This window comes from Micromonospora sp. DT48, from assembly GCF_049844495.1.
Taxonomy (GTDB): Bacteria; Actinomycetota; Actinomycetes; order Mycobacteriales; family Micromonosporaceae; genus Micromonospora.
This window is the reverse complement of record NZ_JBNCLE010000011.1, coordinates 17,876-36,578: the sequence shown is the minus strand read 5'-3', so window position 1 is coordinate 36,578 and position 18,703 is coordinate 17,876. Positions and strand designations below refer to the sequence as shown.

The 18,703-nt window shown below is 72.6% G+C and carries 17 protein-coding genes; 3 read left to right on the top strand and 14 right to left on the bottom strand.

Annotated elements, in window-relative coordinates; translation table 11 throughout:
• Positions 1 to 91: 91 nt before the first annotated feature.
• From ACLQ2S_RS14895 to pepN, 8 genes are all read right to left on the bottom strand, one after another.
• Positions 92 to 2,521, bottom strand: a complete 2,430-nt coding sequence (locus ACLQ2S_RS14895; protein ID WP_309223638.1) for a ComEC/Rec2 family competence protein — start codon at positions 2,519 to 2,521, stop codon at positions 92 to 94.
• Positions 2,518 to 3,531 (bottom strand): helix-hairpin-helix domain-containing protein, encoded by a 1,014-nt coding sequence (locus ACLQ2S_RS14890; RefSeq protein WP_309223639.1) that lies wholly within the window; start codon positions 3,529 to 3,531, stop codon positions 2,518 to 2,520. Before ACLQ2S_RS14890 ends, ACLQ2S_RS14895 begins: the two co-directional genes overlap by 4 nt.
• 159 nt (positions 3,532 to 3,690) lie before the next feature.
• Positions 3,691 to 4,464: an SDR family NAD(P)-dependent oxidoreductase gene (locus ACLQ2S_RS14885; RefSeq protein WP_155220792.1), complete on the bottom strand. Its 774-nt coding sequence runs from the start codon at positions 4,462 to 4,464 to the stop codon at positions 3,691 to 3,693.
• A gap of 52 nt (positions 4,465 to 4,516) precedes the next feature.
• Positions 4,517 to 5,380 (bottom strand): DegV family protein, encoded by an 864-nt coding sequence (locus ACLQ2S_RS14880; RefSeq protein WP_155220794.1) that lies wholly within the window; start codon positions 5,378 to 5,380, stop codon positions 4,517 to 4,519.
• A gap of 47 nt (positions 5,381 to 5,427) precedes the next feature.
• On the bottom strand, positions 5,428 to 6,078 hold the full coding sequence (locus ACLQ2S_RS14875; protein WP_309223640.1) for a histidine phosphatase family protein: 651 nt from the start codon (positions 6,076 to 6,078) through the stop codon (positions 5,428 to 5,430).
• Positions 6,075 to 6,479 carry a ribosome silencing factor gene (rsfS, locus tag ACLQ2S_RS14870; RefSeq protein WP_309223641.1) on the bottom strand — a complete coding sequence of 135 codons (405 nt, stop codon included), beginning with the start codon at positions 6,477 to 6,479 and terminating at the stop codon, positions 6,075 to 6,077. Before rsfS ends, ACLQ2S_RS14875 begins: the two co-directional genes overlap by 4 nt.
• A 99-nt stretch (positions 6,480 to 6,578) precedes the next feature.
• Complete coding sequence (gene nadD, locus ACLQ2S_RS14865; protein WP_309223642.1) at positions 6,579 to 7,175, bottom strand: nicotinate-nucleotide adenylyltransferase; 597 nt, start codon at positions 7,173 to 7,175, stop codon at positions 6,579 to 6,581.
• Positions 7,176 to 7,262: 87 nt separating this feature from the next.
• Positions 7,263 to 9,776, bottom strand: coding sequence for an aminopeptidase N (pepN, locus tag ACLQ2S_RS14860; protein WP_425701866.1), 2,514 nt, complete (start codon positions 9,774 to 9,776; stop codon positions 7,263 to 7,265).
• 69 nt (positions 9,777 to 9,845) lie between these two features.
• Between pepN and ACLQ2S_RS14855 the strand changes: the two genes are divergently transcribed.
• On the top strand, positions 9,846 to 10,064 hold the full coding sequence (locus ACLQ2S_RS14855) for a DUF397 domain-containing protein (RefSeq protein ID WP_093407559.1): 219 nt from the start codon (positions 9,846 to 9,848) through the stop codon (positions 10,062 to 10,064).
• Between the two features lie 54 nt (positions 10,065 to 10,118).
• Here the strand turns inward: ACLQ2S_RS14855 and ACLQ2S_RS14850 are convergent, their stop codons facing one another.
• Positions 10,119 to 10,502 carry a hypothetical protein gene (locus tag ACLQ2S_RS14850; protein WP_155220799.1) on the bottom strand — a complete coding sequence of 128 codons (384 nt, stop codon included), beginning with the start codon at positions 10,500 to 10,502 and terminating at the stop codon, positions 10,119 to 10,121.
• Between the two features lie 282 nt (positions 10,503 to 10,784).
• On the opposite strand from ACLQ2S_RS14850, the gene ACLQ2S_RS14845 reads away from it, so the two are divergent.
• Both ACLQ2S_RS14845 and ACLQ2S_RS14840 read left to right on the top strand, forming a co-directional pair.
• The gene (locus ACLQ2S_RS14845; protein ID WP_425701865.1) at positions 10,785 to 12,032 is read left to right on the top strand and encodes a cytochrome P450; all 1,248 of its coding nucleotides are present in this window, start codon (positions 10,785 to 10,787) and stop codon (positions 12,030 to 12,032) included.
• Positions 12,033 to 12,175: 143 nt separating this feature from the next.
• Positions 12,176 to 12,655: a DUF4383 domain-containing protein gene (locus ACLQ2S_RS14840; RefSeq protein WP_425701864.1), complete on the top strand. Its 480-nt coding sequence runs from the start codon at positions 12,176 to 12,178 to the stop codon at positions 12,653 to 12,655.
• A gap of 33 nt (positions 12,656 to 12,688) precedes the next feature.
• On the opposite strand, the gene obgE is transcribed toward ACLQ2S_RS14840, so the two are convergent.
• From obgE to ACLQ2S_RS14815, 5 genes are all read right to left on the bottom strand, one after another.
• Entirely contained in the window at positions 12,689 to 14,140 is a 1,452-nt protein-coding gene (gene obgE / locus ACLQ2S_RS14835; RefSeq protein WP_425701863.1) for a GTPase ObgE, read from the bottom strand.
• 90 nt (positions 14,141 to 14,230) lie between these two features.
• Complete coding sequence (gene rpmA, locus ACLQ2S_RS14830; protein ID WP_155220806.1) at positions 14,231 to 14,485, bottom strand: 50S ribosomal protein L27; 255 nt, start codon at positions 14,483 to 14,485, stop codon at positions 14,231 to 14,233.
• 11 nt (positions 14,486 to 14,496) lie between these two features.
• On the bottom strand, positions 14,497 to 14,811 hold the full coding sequence (gene rplU / locus ACLQ2S_RS14825) for a 50S ribosomal protein L21 (protein WP_131304423.1): 315 nt from the start codon (positions 14,809 to 14,811) through the stop codon (positions 14,497 to 14,499).
• A 162-nt stretch (positions 14,812 to 14,973) separates the two neighbouring features.
• Positions 14,974 to 15,480 (bottom strand): hypothetical protein, encoded by a 507-nt coding sequence (locus ACLQ2S_RS14820; RefSeq protein ID WP_425701862.1) that lies wholly within the window; start codon positions 15,478 to 15,480, stop codon positions 14,974 to 14,976.
• Positions 15,481 to 15,649: 169 nt separating this feature from the next.
• Positions 15,650 to 18,688 (bottom strand): Rne/Rng family ribonuclease, encoded by a 3,039-nt coding sequence (locus ACLQ2S_RS14815; RefSeq protein ID WP_425701861.1) that lies wholly within the window; start codon positions 18,686 to 18,688, stop codon positions 15,650 to 15,652.
• Positions 18,689 to 18,703 lie beyond the last annotated feature (15 nt).

Below are 18,703 nucleotides of genomic sequence, written 5' to 3'. Positions count from 1 at the left end.
GCTCGTGGCTACTCTGCTGGCAGACCCCGCACTCAACGCAAATCCAGACATAGTGCCCATTTTCCGCTTTTCGCGGTAAATCACTGTCGATTCATCGCGATGGACCGGCCCGGTCGACCCCGGTGCTCACCACCCCGAGCCCCCGTGGTGACCGCACGACCGCCACGTCACCACCGATGTCGGTACGCAACACCCGCGCCCCGCCCCGAGCCAGCCGGGCCAGCACCGCCTCGTCGGGATGCCCGTAGGTGTTCCCCGCGCCGACCGGCACCAGCGCCACCGCAGGGCGCACCGCGTCCAGGAATGCCGGATCCTGGTACGCGCTGCCGTGGTGGGCGACCTTGAGCACGTCGGCCCGCAACAGGTCCGGTGACAGCCGCTCCCGCAACTCCCGCTGTTCCTCGATCTCCGCGTCGCCGGTCAGCAGGATCCGCACCCGGTCGACGGTGGCGCGCAGCACCAGGGAGTTGTTGTTGGGGTCCGATCGGGTTCCGCGCATCGGATGCGGCGGGCCGAGCACGGTCAGCTCGACCGCACCGGCCCGATAACGCCAACCCGCCGGGGCGGGCACCACCGACACGTCGTGCGCCGCAGCGGCGTCCCGCACCAGGTCCCGCCCGACCGCCGGTTCCGACCACTGCGGAATCAGCACCGTGTCCACCCGCCTGCCCCGGAAGATCCCGGCCACCCCGCCGGCGTGGTCCACGTGAAAGTGACTGATCACCAGCAGCGGCACCCGACGTACGCCGAGCCGGCGCAGGCAGGCGTCCGCCGCCGCCGGATCCGGACCGGCGTCGACCACGACGGCCCGGCCGGACGCCACGGGCAGCAGCAGCGTGTCCCCCTGCCCCACCGCACACGCCGTGACGACCCAACCCTTGGGCGGCCATCCCGACGCGATCAGCCGCACCGGCAGGCTGCCCAGCATTGCCGCGACGGCGCACACCGCCACCAGACGGCGTACCAACGGTCGGCGGGCGGCGACCAGCAGCGCCACGGTCAGCCCGGCCAGCAGCAGCGCACCGGAGACCCCACCGGGCCACGGCAGGTTGCCCACCGGCAGCCGGGCACCGTACCGGGCGACGAGCACCAGCCACCACGCCGGCCAGTGCGCCAGCCAGGCGACGCTCTCGGCCCCCGCAGGCCAGATCGGCGAGATGATCGCCGCCGCCACACCGAGCACCGTCGCCGGCGCGATCGCCGGTACCGCGAGCAGGTTCGCCGGCACCGCGACCAAGCTGATCGTGCCCGTCAGGCCGGCGATCACCGGTGCACACGCGAGCTGTGCGGCAGCCGGCACCGCCAGCGCCTCCGCCGCTCCCGGTGGTACGCCCCGTCGACGCAGACCGTCCCGCCAACCCGGCGCGAGCGCCAGCAGCCCACCGGTGGCCAGCACGGACAGCGCGAAACCGGCGTCGCCGGCAAGCGCCGGGTCGACCAGCACCAGCACCGCCACGGCGGCGGACAGCGCGGGCACCGCCGCCCGGGGCCGCCCGGCGGCCAGCGCGGCGAGCCCGATCGCGCCCATGGTGGCCGCGCGTACCACGCTCGGCGACGGCCGGACCAGGATGACGAACCCCACCAGGGCCAGCCCGCTGAGGCCCACGGCCAGCGCGGGCCCGGCTCGGGCCCAACGGGCCAGCAGCAACACCGCACCCGTGATAATTGCGACATTTGATCCCGAAACAGCATTCAAATGTGTCATTCCGGTGGCTCGGAAGTCCTCCTCCACGGTGTCGGGTAGCCGGCTGGTGTCCCCGACCACCAGGCCGGGCAGCAGACCACCCGGGTCGTCGGGCAGGGGCGCGCACGCCCGCTGGAGGCCGGCCCGGAGCCGACCGGCCGCGCGTTGCAGCGCCGAGGGAGCCCCGAGTCGGACCGGCGCGCCACGTGCCATCAGAACCGCACCGGTGAGATCACCACCGCGTGGGGCCGCCAGGCGCCCCTCGGCGCTGAGACGTTGCCCGGGCAGCAGCCCTCGCCACGCCGGGTCGTCGGCGAGCACCAGCACCCGTGCCGGTGCGGTGATCCGCTGCCCCTGCGGTCCGGTCAGGGTGACCAGCCTGGTCGGCACCAGCAGGGTCGGTGGACGGCCCACGATGCCACCACGCACCGGCCTGGGATCGTCCCGGACGAGCAGTTCGATGCTGACCCGGGCCCGTTCGTCGACCAGGACGCGCAGGGGTGCCGCATCCCGTACGGTCAACCGCGCCGAGGTCGCCGCCCCGCCGCAGACCACGCCGATCAGGATCGCCACCGCGATCCAGCCGAGTCGGCGCGCGGCCGGGCCGGGTCGGCCGACGAGCCCGAGCAGGTGCAGGGTCACCGTCCCGGCCAGGCTCGCCGCGACGGCTGCCACCAGCAGCGTCCGCCGGGCATCGAGGTGCAGCCCCGCCAACGCGGTGAGCCAGGCCGCCACGGCCAGTCCCGCCAGGCGAAGGTCGAGGGGAGCCGCGTGTGCCGTGCCACCGACGTCGCCGGTGGACGAGTCGGTCCGGGCGGCCGACGTCTCGGCCCTCACACCGTCACCAGGTCCTTGAGCTGTTCGTACCGCGCGTCGCCGATCCCGCTCACCCGACGCAGGTCGCCGACGGACCGGAAGCCGCCGTGCTGGTCGCGATGCTCGATGATCCGCTGGGCGAGCACCGGCCCCACCCCGGGCAGTGTTTCGAGCTGCGCCGAGGTGGCGGTGTTCAGGTTGACCCGTCCGCCCGGGACCGGCGCACCACCCGGAGCCGTGCCGGGGCCGGACGCGGTGCCCGCGCTCAGCGTCGGTGCCGCGACGCCGACCACGATCAGCTCCCCGTCGCTGATCCGGCGGGCCGGGTTGAGCATCGCCACGTCCACCCCCGGCAACGCGCCTCCGGCGGCGTCGAGGGCATCGGCCACCCGCGCACCGGCTGCCAGCCGCACCAGCCCGGGTCGCCGGACCTTGCCGGCGACGGCGACCACCAGTTCACCGGTCACCTCCGTCTCCGGCACCGACGGCTCGTCACCGGCCACAACCGAGGGAGCCGGTGACACGGCGGTGCCGGTCTCGGCCACGACCGGCTCCACCTGGGGGCGGGACCGCCAGGCCCAGATGCCGGCGGCCAGCACCACCGAGACGGCGACGGCGGCGAGCGCGCGGACTCCCCGCCGCCCCGGGTCGAAGGCCCCCGGACCCGGCAGCGGGAGCCTCGGCGACGCCTCGTCGGCCGTCCGCTCCCGCTCGGCGTCGAGTGGCTCCTCGTCGCCGGCACGGACCGGACCACCGGTGCTGGCCGACCGGGCGGCCCGTCCCTGCCCGGCGTCACCGACCTCGGCGCCAGCCGGGAGTGGCAGCAGCACCGTCGGCCAGTCGGTCACCGGCGGCGACGCCGTACCGGACGCTCCGTCCGGCGGTGACGCCCCAGACGGCGGCAACCCGGCGGGAGCCGACCTCCGGTCCTCGACCGGTGTTGCGGCGGCGTCCGCTGGGAGGTCCGCCGCGCCGGGCATCAGTCGCCGCAGACGCCGCCGGACCGCCTGCTCGTCCTCGTCCTTCGACACGGGGCGAGGCTAGGGCGGTGAGCCCTCGGCAGGGGCGACGAGCCGACCGGCCTGTGGACAGAGAACCCACTGTGGACAACGCCCTGATCATGCGTCCGGTCTGCTATGGCAGCGGGGGCACCGTCGCGGTCGCGGCGGCGGAGCGGCTGGTCACCGACGTCAGTCCGGGCGCGACTGCGGGTCGAGTCCGAGAGCGTGCCGCCCGCCGTCGACCGGCAGGGTCACCCCGTTGACGAAGCCCGCCGCCGACGACAGCAGGTACGCGACCGCCTCCGCCACTTCCTGCGGCTGACCGATCCGTCCCACCGGGTGCAGCCGGGCCAACTCCGCCTCGATCCGCCGCGCCTGCTCCGGCTGGGCCTCGGCGAGCAGGGCCTCGTGGCGTTCGGTGGCCACCGAGCCGAGGGCGACCGCGTTGGCCCGGATGCCGTGTCGGCCGTACTCGACGGCCAGCGCACGGGTCAGTCCCTCCACCGCCGCCTTGGCCGTGGCGTACGGCAGGCAGCCCGGCACCGGTCGGGCCGCCTGGTGGGACGAGACGTTCACGACGGCACCGGCGGTACCGGCGGCGAGGAACCGGCGTACCGCAGTGGCGGCACCGACCACCGCGGGGCGCAGGTTACGGCTGATCAGGTCGACGACCTCGCCGACTGGCGCGTCATGTACCGAGGCGTCGCGGAACACGGCGGCGTTGTTCACCCACCCGGTGAGCGGCTGGGCACGCTCGGCCAGGTCGGCGGCCCGATTGGTCACCCGCTCGTCACCCGCGTCACCGACCACCACCGCGAGCTGGTCGCCCCGGGCGTGGGTCTCCACCCAGGACACCGCGCTCGGGTCGCGTTCGACCACCACGACGGCCAGGCCGTCGGCGAGCAGCCGCTCCACGATCCCCCGACCGACCCCACGACCACCACCGGTCACCACACAGGACATCGCCCCACCCCCTGCGACCGATCCTCGCGCATCGCCGCCACGGCGAGCGGGTTCACGAGCCAGGGCGGTCCGTCCGACGGTGCAGCACCACGCTGACGAGACCCGGCCCGACGTGCACGGCGACGGCGGCACCGGCCTCCGAGACGTACGCGTCGCACAGCCGATCGCCGAGTCGGCCGGCCAACGTGGTGAGCAGTTCCTCGGCCCGCTGTGGCGCGTCGAGATGGTGCACGGCCAGGTCCACCGACGCGTCGCCGGCCGTCTCGACGGCGAGGTCGACCAGGCGCGCCATGCCCCGACTGGCGGTCCGGACCTTGTCCCGCAGCACGATGCGCCCCTCGGGCATGTGCAGGATCGGCTTGACCGACAGGGCGGTACCGAGCAACGCCTCCGCCGCGTTGATCCGCCCACCTCTACGGAGGAACTCCAGCGTGTCGACGTAGAAGTGGATGCTGGTGCGGCGCACGGCGGCCAGGGCCGCAGCGCGTACCCCGGCCAGGTCGGCCCCCCGCGCGGCGGCCCGGACCGCCGCGATCGCCGGGAACCCGAGGCCCATCCCGCAGGAGCGGCTGTCCACCACGCTGACCTGATCTCCCAGCTCGGCGGCGGCCAGCTCGGCGGCCTCCACGGTGCCGGAGAGACCGGCCGACAAGTGCACCGAGACGATGCCCTCCGCCCCGGCCGCGAGCAGTTCCCGATAGGTGCGGCCGAACTGTTCCGGCGACGGGCGGGACGTGCTCACCGACACGCGTCGCGCCCGCAGCGCCCGGGTGGCGTCCGCCGGGAAGGTCTCGACGCCCTCCAACCCTTCGACGCCGGCCAGCACCACGGTCAGCGGCACCACGGTGAGCGGATACTCCCGCAGCAGCTCGGGTGGAAGGTAGGCGGTGGAGTCGGTGACGACCGCGACTGGCATGCGGGCACCGTAGCGGATCCCGTGCGGTGTCCGCCCGATCGCGCCCCTCAGACCGACTCGGCGGAGACCGGGGGGACGGTCGGGACGGCGGGGACATCCATCGCGCCGACGTTGTGCGCGCGCAGGTGCCAGCCGCGGTCCACGTCGTGGCGCAGCTCCGTCCAGTGGCAGTTGCCCAACGCGCCGACGCTACGCAGCACCTCGGGCTCCCAGCCGAGCAGGTGACCGCAGCCCTGCCGGGCCGCGCCACCGTGGGTGGCCACCACGACAGTGCCGCCGGGTGTCCCCTCGACGATCTCCTGCAACGCGGTGCCGACGCGCTTGCCCAGCTCGTCCAGCGGTTCGACCTCCGCGCCCGGGTCGGCGTCCCCGGCCCGCCAGCGGGCGTACTCCTCGGGGAACTGTTCGGCCACCTCGGTGATCAGCAGCCCCTGCCATCTGCCGAAGTGGCGCTCCCGGAGCCGGGCGTCGCAGCGGACCGGCAGGCCGGTCAGCGCGGCCAACGCGGCGGCGGTCTCCGTGGCGCGGCTCAGGTCGCTGGCGAGCAGGGCGTCCGGACGCAACGCGGCCAGCAGTGGCGCGGCGGTACGCGCCTGCTCCCGACCGAGATCGTTAAGCGGTACGTCGGACTGCCCCTGAACCCGGCTGGCCGCGTTCCAGTCGGTGTTGCCGTGCCGCCAGATGATCAGTCTGGTCACTCGCCCGACCCGGCAGCCGCCTCGGCACCGGCGAGGTCCCGGTCGACGAACGGAATCGTCGGGCAGTCCTTCCAGAGCCGGTCGAGAGCGTAGAACTCGCGTTCCTCGGTGTGCTGCACATGCACCACGAGGTCGACGTAGTCCAGCAGCACCCAGCGGCCACCGCGCTCGCCCTCGCGCCGCACCGGTTTCGCCTTCTCCGGCAGGTCGAGCAGGGCTTCCTCGACGGCGTCGACGATGGCCAACACCTGGCGCTCGTTCGGGGCCGAGGCGAGCAGGAACGCGTCGGTGATGGCGAGCTGGTCACCCACGTCGATGATGACGATGTCCTGAGCCTTCTTGTCGGCCGCGGCCTGAGCGGCGACCATCGCCAGCTCGTGAGCGCGTTCGGAAACTGTCACCGTTCTCCTTCGATCAACCGTGCGATGCGTCAAGCCTCTCACAAAGCCTGAATTCGCGACTCGTCAGTTTCGCCCGGAAAGAGGGATGAAACGGTCGAGTCACGCTCGGTAGAGACGCCTCTTCGCGATGTACTGCACCACACCGTCGGGCACCAGATACCAGACCGGCTCGCCCCGGGCGACCCGCGCCCGGCAGTCGGTCGACGAGATCGCCATCGCCGGCACCTGCACCAGGCTCACCGTGTCGGCGGGCAGGTGCGCGTCGGTCAGCTCGAAGCCCGGCCGGGTGACCCCGATGAAGTGCGCAAGCTCGAAGATCTCGTCGAGATCCTTCCAGCTCAGGATCCTTTCCAGAGCGTCCGCGCCGGTGATGAAGAACAGCTGCGCCTTCGGGCCGTACCGGGAGCGAAGATCGCGCAGGGTGTCGACGGTGTAGGTGGGCCCGCCGCGATCGATGTCGACCCGGCTGACCTGGAAGCGGGGATTGGAGGCCGTGGCGATCACGGTCATCAGGTAACGGTCCTCGGCCGAGCTGACCGGCGTGTCGGCCTTCTGCCACGGCTGCCCGGTCGGCACGAAGATCACCTCGTCGAGGCCGAACCGGTCGGCAACCTCGCTGGCGGCCACGAGGTGCCCATGATGGATCGGATCGAACGTCCCGCCCATGATCCCGATCCGCCGGATGTCTTCCTCCACCGGATGATCGTAGATCCTCCTCGCCAACCAGGAGGGCACACCCGACCTCGCTGCGACGCGATCGAGTCGGCCCGCCGTCGCCGTCCGTCAGGCGCTCGTGGCCGCCACCGCCGTGCGCGCCACCAGCGCCCGGCGCAGGTCGTCGTCGGCATCGGTGACCACCCGACGCAGCCCCGGCGTGAGGTCGTCGCGGGCCAGCAGCGCCGCGGCCGCCTCCCGGGTCGACTGCGACACCGCGTGCCGGGGGAAGGCCAGCTTCGCGACCTCGTCGGCCACCCAGGGCGTACGCAGCCGCGCGGCGGCCGGCATGTCGGAGAAGTAGCGCTCGACGTAGCCGGCCGTCAGCTCCGACTGCTCAGGCTGCCAGAAGCCTTCGGCCGTCGCCTCGACCAGCCGATTCGACAACTCCGTGTTCGACACGATGATCTCCCACGCAGCCTGCTTGGCAGCGGGATCGGCAACGGCGGCCCGGCACCGGGCGGCCCGCTCGGCGCCGGTGGCACTCGGGTCGGCCGCCACCTCGGCGGCGATCTCGGGCGCACCGGCGGCACCGAGCGCCACCAGCCGACCGAGCAGCGCCCACCGCAGTTCGGCGTCCACCGCCAACCCGTCGGGTACGTCGCGGCCGGCGAGCCAGCCGGTGAGCAACTCGACGTCGGTGCTCGTCGCGATCAGTCCTCGCGCGGCGGCCAGTTGCAGCGACTCCCCCGGTGCGGCGCCGTCGAGCAACCGTCGGCAGGCCGTGGCGATCCGGGCCAGGGCGGACCGGCGGGCCAGCGGGTCGAGGTAGCGGTCGACCAGCGAACGGCTCATCGCCAACACGTCCTCGACGATGATCACTTCCGTCTCGGCGGGCAGCGCCGCGACGATGAGGTCGACCAGACCGGTGACGGGTCGTTCCCCGTCGGTGGCCGCGTCCAGCGCCTCACCCCAGAGCAGGGCGCGGGCCAGCGGGTCGGCGAGGCGGGGCAGCAGCAGCGGCACCGCGTCCGCCGAGGCGGCGTCGAGGCGGATCTTGGCGAAGGTCAGGTCGCCGTCGTTGGGCAACAGCACCGCCGCCGCCGGCTCCCCGGTCAACGCGACGAGCCGGGTACGGCCGTCGTCGGTCTTCGGATCGAGGTCGACCTCGATCCGCTCGGCGGTGCCGTCCACGGCGTACCGGCCCACACCGATGCGGTGCGGGCGCAGCACCGGGTGCGTCGACGGCGCGGTCTGGGCGATCAAGACCTCGTCGTACCGACCGTCGGCATCCACCGCCACCTCGGCGCGCAACGTGTTGACCTGCGCGGTACGCAGCCAGCACTCCGCCCAGTCGGTCAGCTCCCGCCCGCTGCTGGCGGACAGGCTCTCCAGTAGGTCGGCGAGGGTGGCGTTGCCGAAGCGGTGCCGGGCGAAGTGGTCGTTGAGACCGGCCAGGAACGCCTCGTCGCCGAGCCACGCCACCAGCTGCCGCAGCACGCTGGCTCCCTTGGCGTACGAGATGCCGTCGAAGTTCAACAGCCCCTCGGCGGCGTCGGCGACCCGCTCGGGTGCCACCGGGTGGGTCGAGGGGCGCTGGTCGGCGGCGTACCCCCACGCCTTACGGCGCAACGCGAACGTCGTCCACGCCCGGTCGAACCGGGTCGCCTCGGCGGTGACCCGGGTGCCCAGGTACTCCGCGAACGACTCGTTCAACCACAGGTCGTCCCACCAACGCATGGTGACCAGGTCACCGAACCACATGTGCGCCATCTCGTGGGCGATGGTGGTGGCGCGAAGCTCGCGCTGGCTGTCGGTGACCGCCGAACGGAACACGTAGTCGTCGCGGAAGGTGACCAGCCCCGGATTCTCCATCGCCCCCGCGTTGAACTCGGGCACGAACGCCTGGTCGTACTTGCCGAACGGGTAGCGCTCGTCGAACAACTGATGAAAGCGGTCGAGGCACTGCTTCGTGACGGTGAAGATCTCCTCCGCGTCGGCGTCGAGGTGCTCGGCGAGTGAACGTCGGCAGTACACACCCAGTGGGATCCCGTCGTGGACGTCCCGCCGGACGTGCCAGGGACCGGCGATCAGGGTGAAGAAGTACGTCGCGATCGGCAGGGTGGGGGCGAACTCCCAGCGGCCCGGCGCCGGGTTGGCGGCCAGCGGTGCGTTGGCCGCCACCGTCCAGTGCTCCGGCGCGGTCACCGACAACGTGACCGGTGCCTTCAGGTCCGGCTGGTCGAAGGCGGCGAAGATCCGCTGTACGTCGTCCAGGAACGACATCGCGTAGAGATAGGTCTCGCCGTCAGCGGGGTCGACGAAGCGGTGCACCCCTTCGCCGGTGTTCGTGTACGCCATCTCGGCCTCGACGGTGAGCGTGTTGTCCGCCGCCAGCCCGGTCAGCGGCAGCCGGTTGTCGGCCAGCGCGGCGGGGTCGAGATCGGTGTCGTTGAGGCGTACCGCCAGCAGGCGCGCCGGCTTGACCTCGGCGAAGGTGTCGGCGTCGGTAGCCCGGAACCGGATCGTGACACGGGAACGGAACCACTCACCGCCCCCGGTGAGGTCGAGGTCCACCTGGTAGGACTCGACGGTAATCGACGCGCCACGCGCGGTCGCCTCTGCACGGCTCAGGCTCGGCATCCGCTTATCCTGCCCGATGAGGGAACGAACCGGCTTCCCCAATTTCCCCCTGGTACTGGAGGACGGACCATGACAGCGCACCCCAAGGGTGACTTCGACCTCTCCCGGGCGGTCTGGCAGCGGGCCGAGGGCGACACCTCGGAGGCCGCGGTTGAGGTCGCCTTCGTCGACGATCTCATCGGCATGCGCAACTCCGCCGAGCCGGACGGCCCGGTGCTGGTGTTCACCCAGGCCGAGTGGGACGCCTTCGTCGCGGGCGCCCAGGACGGTGAATTCGACCTGGACTGAGCGGGAGTGCGGTGTCCAGGAAGGTCCCCCGGGCCGCCGGCCCTGGCCACCGCACTAGCCACGGTCACCGTCACCCCAGCCGAGGGCACCGGGGCCGGGCCCGTGGTGGAAGCCCGGGTGGCCGGCGACGTCGACGCAACGCTCGCTGTCCGGCCCGACCGCCCCGCAGAACAGCCGCTCGGCACGCTGCCAGGCGTCGGCCGGGGACAGCGCGGAGGCACCGATCATCAGCTCGGGCCGGAGCACGCTCAGCGCCTCGGCGTACCCGACCGCCACCTCACGGGCGGCGACGAGGTCGGCGGCGACGAAACCGAGATGCACGGTGAAATGACGGTCGGGCCGGGACGGTCGGCGGGGCGGGGCCACCAGCGGTGGTCGTGGCGCGCCGGGTGTCCCGGTCATCCATCGCCGCCAGTACGTCGCTCGGTTGTCCCGCATCGGTCCTCCCCCGTGGCACGTCGAACTCCTCACCGGCGGCGCACCCACGACAGCCCACACCGGGGCCGGACGACCGCCTCGGACAGCGAGCGGTGACGCCGCCGAGGCCAAGCCAACCAGGGTCGACCGTCGCTGGGAGGGGCCAGCCGGCGACAATCCGGCCCGATCTGCGACAGCCCGCCTCCGGCAACCTGGGTTCAGCGGCCCTGACCTGGGTAGAAGCAGGCTGCGAGGACGAACGGCCCGGCCGGGCGACGGCCGCGCCCGGCAGCAGGGGGCCCGATGGCGACCATCCCGACGGACCGCAGCCCGGACAGCACGTTGACCTTCCTGCGGACCGGATACCCGTTCATCGGACAGCGCTGCGAGCGGTACGGCTCGGACATCTTCCAGACCCGTCTCCTGCTGGAGCCGACGATCTGCCTGCGCGGGCGGGCCGCCGCCGAACTCTTCTACGACACCGAGCGGTTCGTGCGGGAGAACGCCATGCCGACCCGTGGCCAACGCACCCTGACCGGCCGGGGCGGGGTCCAGGGGCTCGACGGCGACGCCCACCACGACCGCAAGGCAATGTTCATGTCGTTGATGACTCCGGCCGCCGTCCAGCGGCTCGGACAGCTCTTCACCGACGAGTGGCAGGCCCGGTTGCCCGCCTGGGTGCTGGCCGGGACGGTGACCCTGCACCCCGAGATCGCGTCGATGCTGACCCGCGCGGTCTGTGCCTGGGCAGGGGTACCGCTCTCCGACGGCGAGGCCGACCGGCGTACCGCCGATCTCCAAGCCATGATCGACAGCGCCGGGGCGGTCGGGCCGCGCCACTGGCGTGGCCGGTTGGGCCGCAAGCGCAGCGAGAGCTGGGCCGGTGACCTCGTCGAGCGGGTACGCGACGGATCGCTGGCCGCGCCCGAGGACACCGCCCTGCGGGTGATCGCCGAACACCGCGACGGCACGGGCCGTCCGCTGCCTCGCCCGATCGCCGCGGTGGAGTTGCTCAACGTGATCCGCCCGACCGTCGCCGTGGCCCGGTTCGTGGTCTTCGCCGCGCTGGCCCTGCACGACCATCCCGCCTGGCAGCAGCGGGTACGCGGCGACGACGACGCCACCGAGCAGTTCGTGCAGGAGGTACGCCGCTACTATCCGTTCTTCCCGGTGAGCGCGGCCCGGGTACGACGGGACTTCGACTGGCGGGGCTACCACTTCCCGCAGGGCCGCCGGGTGCTGCTGGATCTCTACGGCACCGATCACGACCCCGCGCTGTGGCCGGAACCGGAGCGGTTCCGACCGGAACGTTTCGCCGGTTGGCGGGGCGACCCGTTCGCGCTGGTGCCGCAGGGCGGCGGCGGCCATCTCACCGGGCACCGCTGTGCCGGAGAGTGGATCACCATCGAACTGATGAAGCGGGCGGTCAGCGTGCTGACCGAGGTCATCCGCTATGACGTACCGCCGCAGGACCTCGCGGTGGACCTGCGCCGGATGCCAACGTTGCCGGCCAGCGGCTTCGTGGTCACCACCGTACGGCGTACCGGCTGAGCCCACGATCGGGGGTTTCCCTGCGGGACAGCCGCGACGGGCGACAAGATGAAGGATCGGCGGCACACCCTCACCTCACGGCGTGGCCGCCCGCCGGTCAGCCCGTCGCGGGGTGGTCCCGCGGCTCCACGGAGGTGACATCGATGGCGCGTCGGTCAGCCGACGGTCGGGCCTCGCGCGCCCGGGTCCAACTCGCCGCCCTGGCCGTGGCGGGATTGTTCCTGCTCCTCGGGGTGCTCGGCTTCGTGCCCGGCATCACCACCGACTATGGCGACATGGCCTTCGCCGGGCATCACTCCGACGCCCGGCTCCTCGGCCTCTTCCAGGTCTCCGTCCTGCACAACCTGCTGCATCTCGGCTTCGGCGTGGTCGGCTTGGTACTGGCCCGCACCGTGGCCGGTGCCCGCGTCTACCTGGTGGGAGGTGGGGTGCTCTACCTCGGGTTGTGGATCTACGGCCTGGCCGTCGGGGAGGAGAGCGCCGCGAACGTCATCCCGCTCAACGACGCGGACAACTGGCTGCACCTGGGACTCGGCCTCGGGATGGTCCTGCTCGGGCTACTGCTGTCGGAGCGGGCCGGTGGCGGCGGCGGTCCCCTCGACCAGCCGTTCGACCGCCCCTGACCGTCACCGCCGTGCCCGCTCTGAGGTGCGCAGTTACTCGGCGTCGTCCCCGTCGTCGGGCGTCGGCACGACCTCGTCGGCCGGTCGCTGCCGCCGTGCCTTGCGGGCCGCCAGACGCTCGGCCGCACTGGGGCGGGTCGACTGCTCCTCCAACCGGACGTCCCGGCCCCGGGCGCCGGGAACGAACTCGACACCGGCGTAGAGGGTCGGTTGCCAGTCGAACTCCCGCTCGCCGATGCGGACCAGGTCGCCGGGTTGGGCACCCGACTTGGCCAGCTGTTCCTCGACGCCGAGCCGGGCCAGCCGGTCGGCGAGGTAACCGACCGCCTCGTCGTTGTCGAAGTTCGTCTGTCGTACCCAGCGCTCCGGTCGGACACCGCGCACGGTGAACGAGCCGTCCGCCTCGGCCTCGATGGTGAAGCCGGCGTCGTCGACCGCCTTCGGCCGGATCACGGTCCGCGTCGGTTCGGCCGTCGGCGTCGCGGCACGCGACTGTTCCACCAGCTCCGCCATCGCGTACGTGAGTTCCTTGAGCCCTTCCCGGGTGGCCGCGGAGACCTCGAAGACCCGTAGCCCACGCGCGTGCAGGTCAGGTCGGACGATCTCGGCGAGGTCGCGGCCGTCCGGCACGTCGACCTTGTTCAGCGCGACCAGCCGGGGCCGGTCGGCCAGTCCGCCGTACTCGGCCAGCTCCGCCTCGATGGCGTCGATGTCGGCCACCGGGTCCCGCCCCGGTTCCAGGGTGGCGGTGTCGATGACGTGCACCAGCACGGCGCAGCGCTCGATGTGCCGGAGGAACTCCAGCCCCAGTCCCTTGCCGGTGGCCGCGCCCGGGATCAGCCCGGGCACGTCGGCGACGGTGAAGGTGTGGTTGTCGAGCCGGACGACGCCGAGGTTCGGCACCAGCGTGGTGAACGGGTAGTCGGCGATCTTCGGTTTCGCGGCGGAGATCACCGAGATGAGCGACGACTTCCCGGCCGACGGGAAACCCACCAGGCCGACGTCGGCGACGCTCTTCAACTCCAGCACCACGTCCAGCTGCTCGCCCGGCTCACCCAGCTCGGCGAACCCGGGCGCCTTGCGGCGGGCGTTGGCCAGCGAGGCGTTGCCCCGGCCACCTCGGCCGCCCCGGGCGACCTCGAAGGTGGTGCCGGCCCCGACCATGTCGGCCAGCACCGTACCGTCGGTGGTCTGCACGACCGTCCCGTCGGGCACCTTGAGCACCAGGTTGGCACCGTTGCCGCCGTCCCGGTTCGAGCCCGCGCCGCCCTTCCCGTTCTCCGCCTTCACGTGCGGCCGGAAGTGGAAGTCGAGCAGCGTGTGCACCTGCGGGTCGACCACCAGGGAGACGCTGCCGCCGTGCCCGCCGTTGCCCCCGTCCGGGCCGCCGAACGGCTTGAACTTCTCCCGGTGGATCGAGACACAGCCGTGCCCGCCGTCGCCGGCCTGCAGGTGCAGGACGACCCGGTCAACGAACGTCGTCACGCCGTAATCCTTCCAGCAGGGCGCGGCCCTGCGCGAGAAAAGACGAAGCGGGCCGGGACATCAGGTCCACGGCCCGCTTACGCCGGATAGCTACTGCTGCGGCACGATGCTGACGGTCTTGCGACCGCGCCGGGTGCCGAACTGGACCGAACCGGCGGCCAGCGCGAAGAGCGTGTCGTCTCCACCGCGGCCGACCAGGTCACCGGGGTGGAACTTGGTGCCACGCTGACGGACGATGATCTCGCCCGCGCTGACGACCTGACCACCGAAGCGCTTCACGCCGAGCCGCTGGGCCGCGGAGTCACGACCGTTACGCGAGCTGGACGCACCCTTTTTGTGAGCCATTGGAGGACGACCTACTTCCCGCTGGAGATGCCGGTCACCTTGACCTGGGTCAACGGCTGGCGGTGACCCTGGCGCTTGTGGTAGCCGGTCTTGTTCTTGAACTTGTGGATCCGGATCTTCGGGCCCTTGGTGTGTGCGGCGATCTCGCCGGACACCTCGACCTGAGCGAGCTTTGCCGCGTCGGTCACCAGGTCGTCACCGTCGACGAGGAGCACCGCGGCGAGCTTCACCGCGTCACCGGGGGCACCGGCGAGCTTCTCGACCTCGATCACGTCGCCCTCGGCGACCTTGTACTGCTTGCCGCCGGTCTTGACGATCGCGTACATCGGAGGCGGACTCCCTGTCGTTGAGGCTGCTGGCGGTCGTCCCCACGGCGGCTCGCCGGGCAGCAGAAGCACGGCGGCGCGGGCACGCGGGAACTCGGCACACCAAAGTGCGCCGCAGGCTAGCGTACGCCATGGGCGGGCCGGGACCCAAACCGGGCCGGGTCAGCGGGCACAGAGCTGGTCGAGGCGCTGCTGCAACCGGTCGAACGAGGCATCCTCCAGCGCCTTGACGTCGGTGCCCAGCCGGCCGACCTCCGTCGACAACTGCGTCAGCAGCTTCTTCAGCTGCTGGTCGTCGGCGCGCGCCGCCTGCGCGCTGAGCGCCTTCCCCCAGTCGGACAGGGCCGCCTCAGCCCGCTTGCCGGCCGCCTCCGCACCGGCGGTGTCGCCCGCGCCGGTCGCGGTGACCATCGCGGCCAACTGCTCGACGTACTTCTTGCCCGCCTCTCCGCTGGCCTGTTGCGCGGCGGCACAGACCTCGGGGGCGTTGCCACCCGCCGCCCCGGGAGCGGACGTCGTCGGCGGGGCGGGGGTCACCGGGTCGGTGGTGGCGTCCACGCTCGTCGGGGTCGGCGCGACCGACTCGTCGGCGTCGCGGCGCTCGGCCGAGCAGGCAGCGCCGACGAGCAGCACGGCGACGGCCACGGTGACGGTGAACGGTCGGCGCATCGTCTCCTCCTCCGACGGCCGCGTCCACCCACCGCGTGCCTGACCGCACGGGGGCGGGCCGTGCCCGGCCCGGGACACGGCGACCGAGCATCGACCATACGGGACGGCCCGCCCGGTGGACATCACCACCGGGCGGGACCGGATGAAGCCGGCTCGTGGCCGAGCCGCGTCAGGGTCGGGTACGCCGACGCGCGCCCCCACGGCGGGAACGACGCCGACCGGTGCCGCTCTCGCCGCTCTCCTCCTCGTCGGGCTCGCCGAGCGCGTCCGGGTCGTCCGGAGCGGCGAGTCGCGCCGACTCGCCCTGCTGACTGTCGGCGATGTCCGGCTCGGCCGGCAGGTCCGTCTCGTAACGCGACAGGTCGTAACCCATGGTGTCGCCGTAGTCGGCGGCGGAGGTACTCGCGGGCGGTTCGGTCTCCACGACCTCCACCACGGTCCGTTCCGCCGCTGCGGCGCTCTTGCGGGCGCGGCGGCGGGCCGACCCGGTGGTCTGCTCGGCCGCCGGGGCAGTCGCCGAGGCGACCGCCTTGACCTTGTCCCCGCCGCCGGAGCGCGGCTTCTCCGGCACCGGCTCGGTGTGGATGATCAGACCCCGGCCCTTGCAGCACTCGCAGGTCTCGCTGAACGCCTCCAGCAGCCCGGCGCCGATCCGCTTCCGGGTCATCTGCACCAGACCCAGCGACGTGATCTCGGTGACCTGGTGCTTGGTACGGTCCCGGCCGAGGCACTCGGTCAGCCGACGCAGCACCAGTTCGCGGTTCGACTCCAACACCATGTCGATGAAGTCGATCACGACGATTCCGCCGATGTCCCGCAACCGCAACTGCCGGACGATCTCCTCGGCCGCCTCCAGGTTGTTGCGGGTGACCGTCTCCTCCAGGTTGCCCCCGGCACCGGTGTACTTGCCGGTGTTCACGTCGACGACCGTCATCGCCTCGGTCCGGTCGATCACCAGGTGCCCGCCGGAGGGCAGGAAGACCTTGCGGTCCAGCCCCTTGAGGATCTGTTCGTCGATGCGGTACTCGGCGAAGACGTCGGTGGTGCCGACGTGCTTGCGCAGCCGCGCGACCAGGTCCGGTGACACGTGCGACAGGTACGACTCGACCATGTCGTACGCCTCGTCGCCCTGCATGACCAGCTCGCGGAAGTCCTCGTTGAACAGGTCGCGGACGACCCGGATCACCAGATCCGGCTCCTGGTAGAGGAGCACCGGCGCACCACCCTCGGCGGCCTTGGCCTGGATGTCCTCCCACTGCGCCTGGAGCCGCTTGACGTCCCGGGCCAGTTCGTCCTCGCTGGCCCCCTCGGCCGCGGTCCGGACGATCACTCCCGCGCCGTCGGGCACGAGCTTCTTCAACACGTCACGCAGGCGCTTGCGCTCGGTGTCCGGCAGTTTGCGGCTGATCCCGGAGGCGTTGCCACCGGGTACGTAGACCAGGTGCCGGCCGGAGAGCGCGATGTGGCTGGTCAACCGGGCGCCCTTGTGACCGATCGGGTCCTTGGTGACCTGCACCAGCACCGAGTCACCGGACTTGAGGGCCTGCTCGATCGAGCGGGCCCTGCCCTCCAGGCCGGTGGTGTCCCAGTTGACCTCTCCGGCGTACAGGACGGCGTTACGGCCTCGACCGATGTCGACGAACGCCGCCTCCATGCTCGGCAGCACGTTCTGCACCTTGCCGAGGTAGACGTTGCCGGCCATGGTCCCGGAGGAATTGCGGGTGACGTAGTGCTCGACCAGGACGCCGTCCTCCAGGACCGCGATCTGGGTCCGGTCGCCGCGTTGGCGCACCGCCATCACTCGATCGACCGCCTCGCGGCGGGCCAGGAACTCCGACTCGCTGAGGATCGGCGGGCGGGTCCGGCGCTGCTCGCGACCGTCCCGACGGCGCTGCCGCTTGGCCTCCAGCCGGGTCGAACCGGAGACTCCCTGCACCTCGTCGACGGTCCGGCGCGGCTCCCTGATCTTGACGACGGTGGGCACACCGTCGTCGGCGGCGCTGTCGGTGTCACCGGCACCTCGGCGTCGACGCCGCCGACGCCGCCGGGTCATCCCGTCGCCCTCGGTCTCGTCGCTCTCCTCGGGCTCGGACTCGGCCTCGGCCGTCTCGGCCTGGACGGGCCGCTCGACCTCGCCGCCCTCGGCCTCGTCGCCGTCGTCGGCACCGCCCTTGCCCCGGCCCCGACCCCGGCGACCACGACGGCGGCGACGCCGACCACCGGCGGTCTCCTCGTCGTCGTCCTCGTCCTCGGTGGCCTCCTCGGCCTCCGAGATCGGTTCCTCCTCGGTGTCGGCCGCCACCATCGGCTCGGTCTCCCGCCGGCTCCGGCGGCGACGCCGCGACGGCTCGGCCGGTTCCTCGACCGGTTCCTCCTCGCTCGGCTGCGTGGCGGCGGCGGCGCGGGCGGCAGCGGTCTCTTCCGGAGCCATGAACAGCACCGTCGGCGCGATGAGGGCGGCCTTGCGTCGACGGGACCGGCTTTCCGGCTCGGCCGGCAGCTCCGCCGCGCCCGTCGCCTCACCCGCGCCCTCCGGCACGACGGGTGCCACCGGCTCGACGACCTCGGTCGGCTCGACCGGCTGCTCCGGGTCGGCGGCGCCCTCGGCGGGCGGCGCCGCGGAACCGAAGTCGGTCCCGGCAGCCGGTGCGACACCAGCATCCGCCTCGGCGGCGGTCGGCTGCGACGGCTCGGTCGCGGCGTCGGCGGGCGGTTCGACCGGGGACGCCGCCTTCCGACGGCGGGTACGGGTCGCCTTCACCGGCGGCGCGACGTCACTCTCGGCAGCCGCCGCCTCGGCCACCGGCGCCTCGACAGCCTTGGTGGTCTTGCGACGGCGACGTGGCGTCTTCGCCGCGGTGTCGGAATCGCCCGAGACCGGGGCGAAGACCTCGGCCTGGGGCGACTCCCCGCTGCCCAGCGGCGCGGCGCCGGACGCCTCCACGGGTGCGTCGGTCTGCTCGGGTCGACTGGCCGCCCGACGGCGGGTCGTCCGACGCCGGGGGGCCGGCTCAGCGGTGGCGGTGTCGCCCGGTTCCAGGTCGGCGGTGCCGCTCACCGCGCCGCTGATCTCCTGCGGCGGATCGGCGACCGGCTCGGGCTCGGTCACCTCCGGTGCCGGGTGGGAGTCGGTCACCTCACCGGTGCTGTTCTCGTCGGCCGGGTCGGTACCGGTTCGTTCGCTGCCCTCGGGCTCGTTCTCGAGCATGGACGTTCTCCAGTT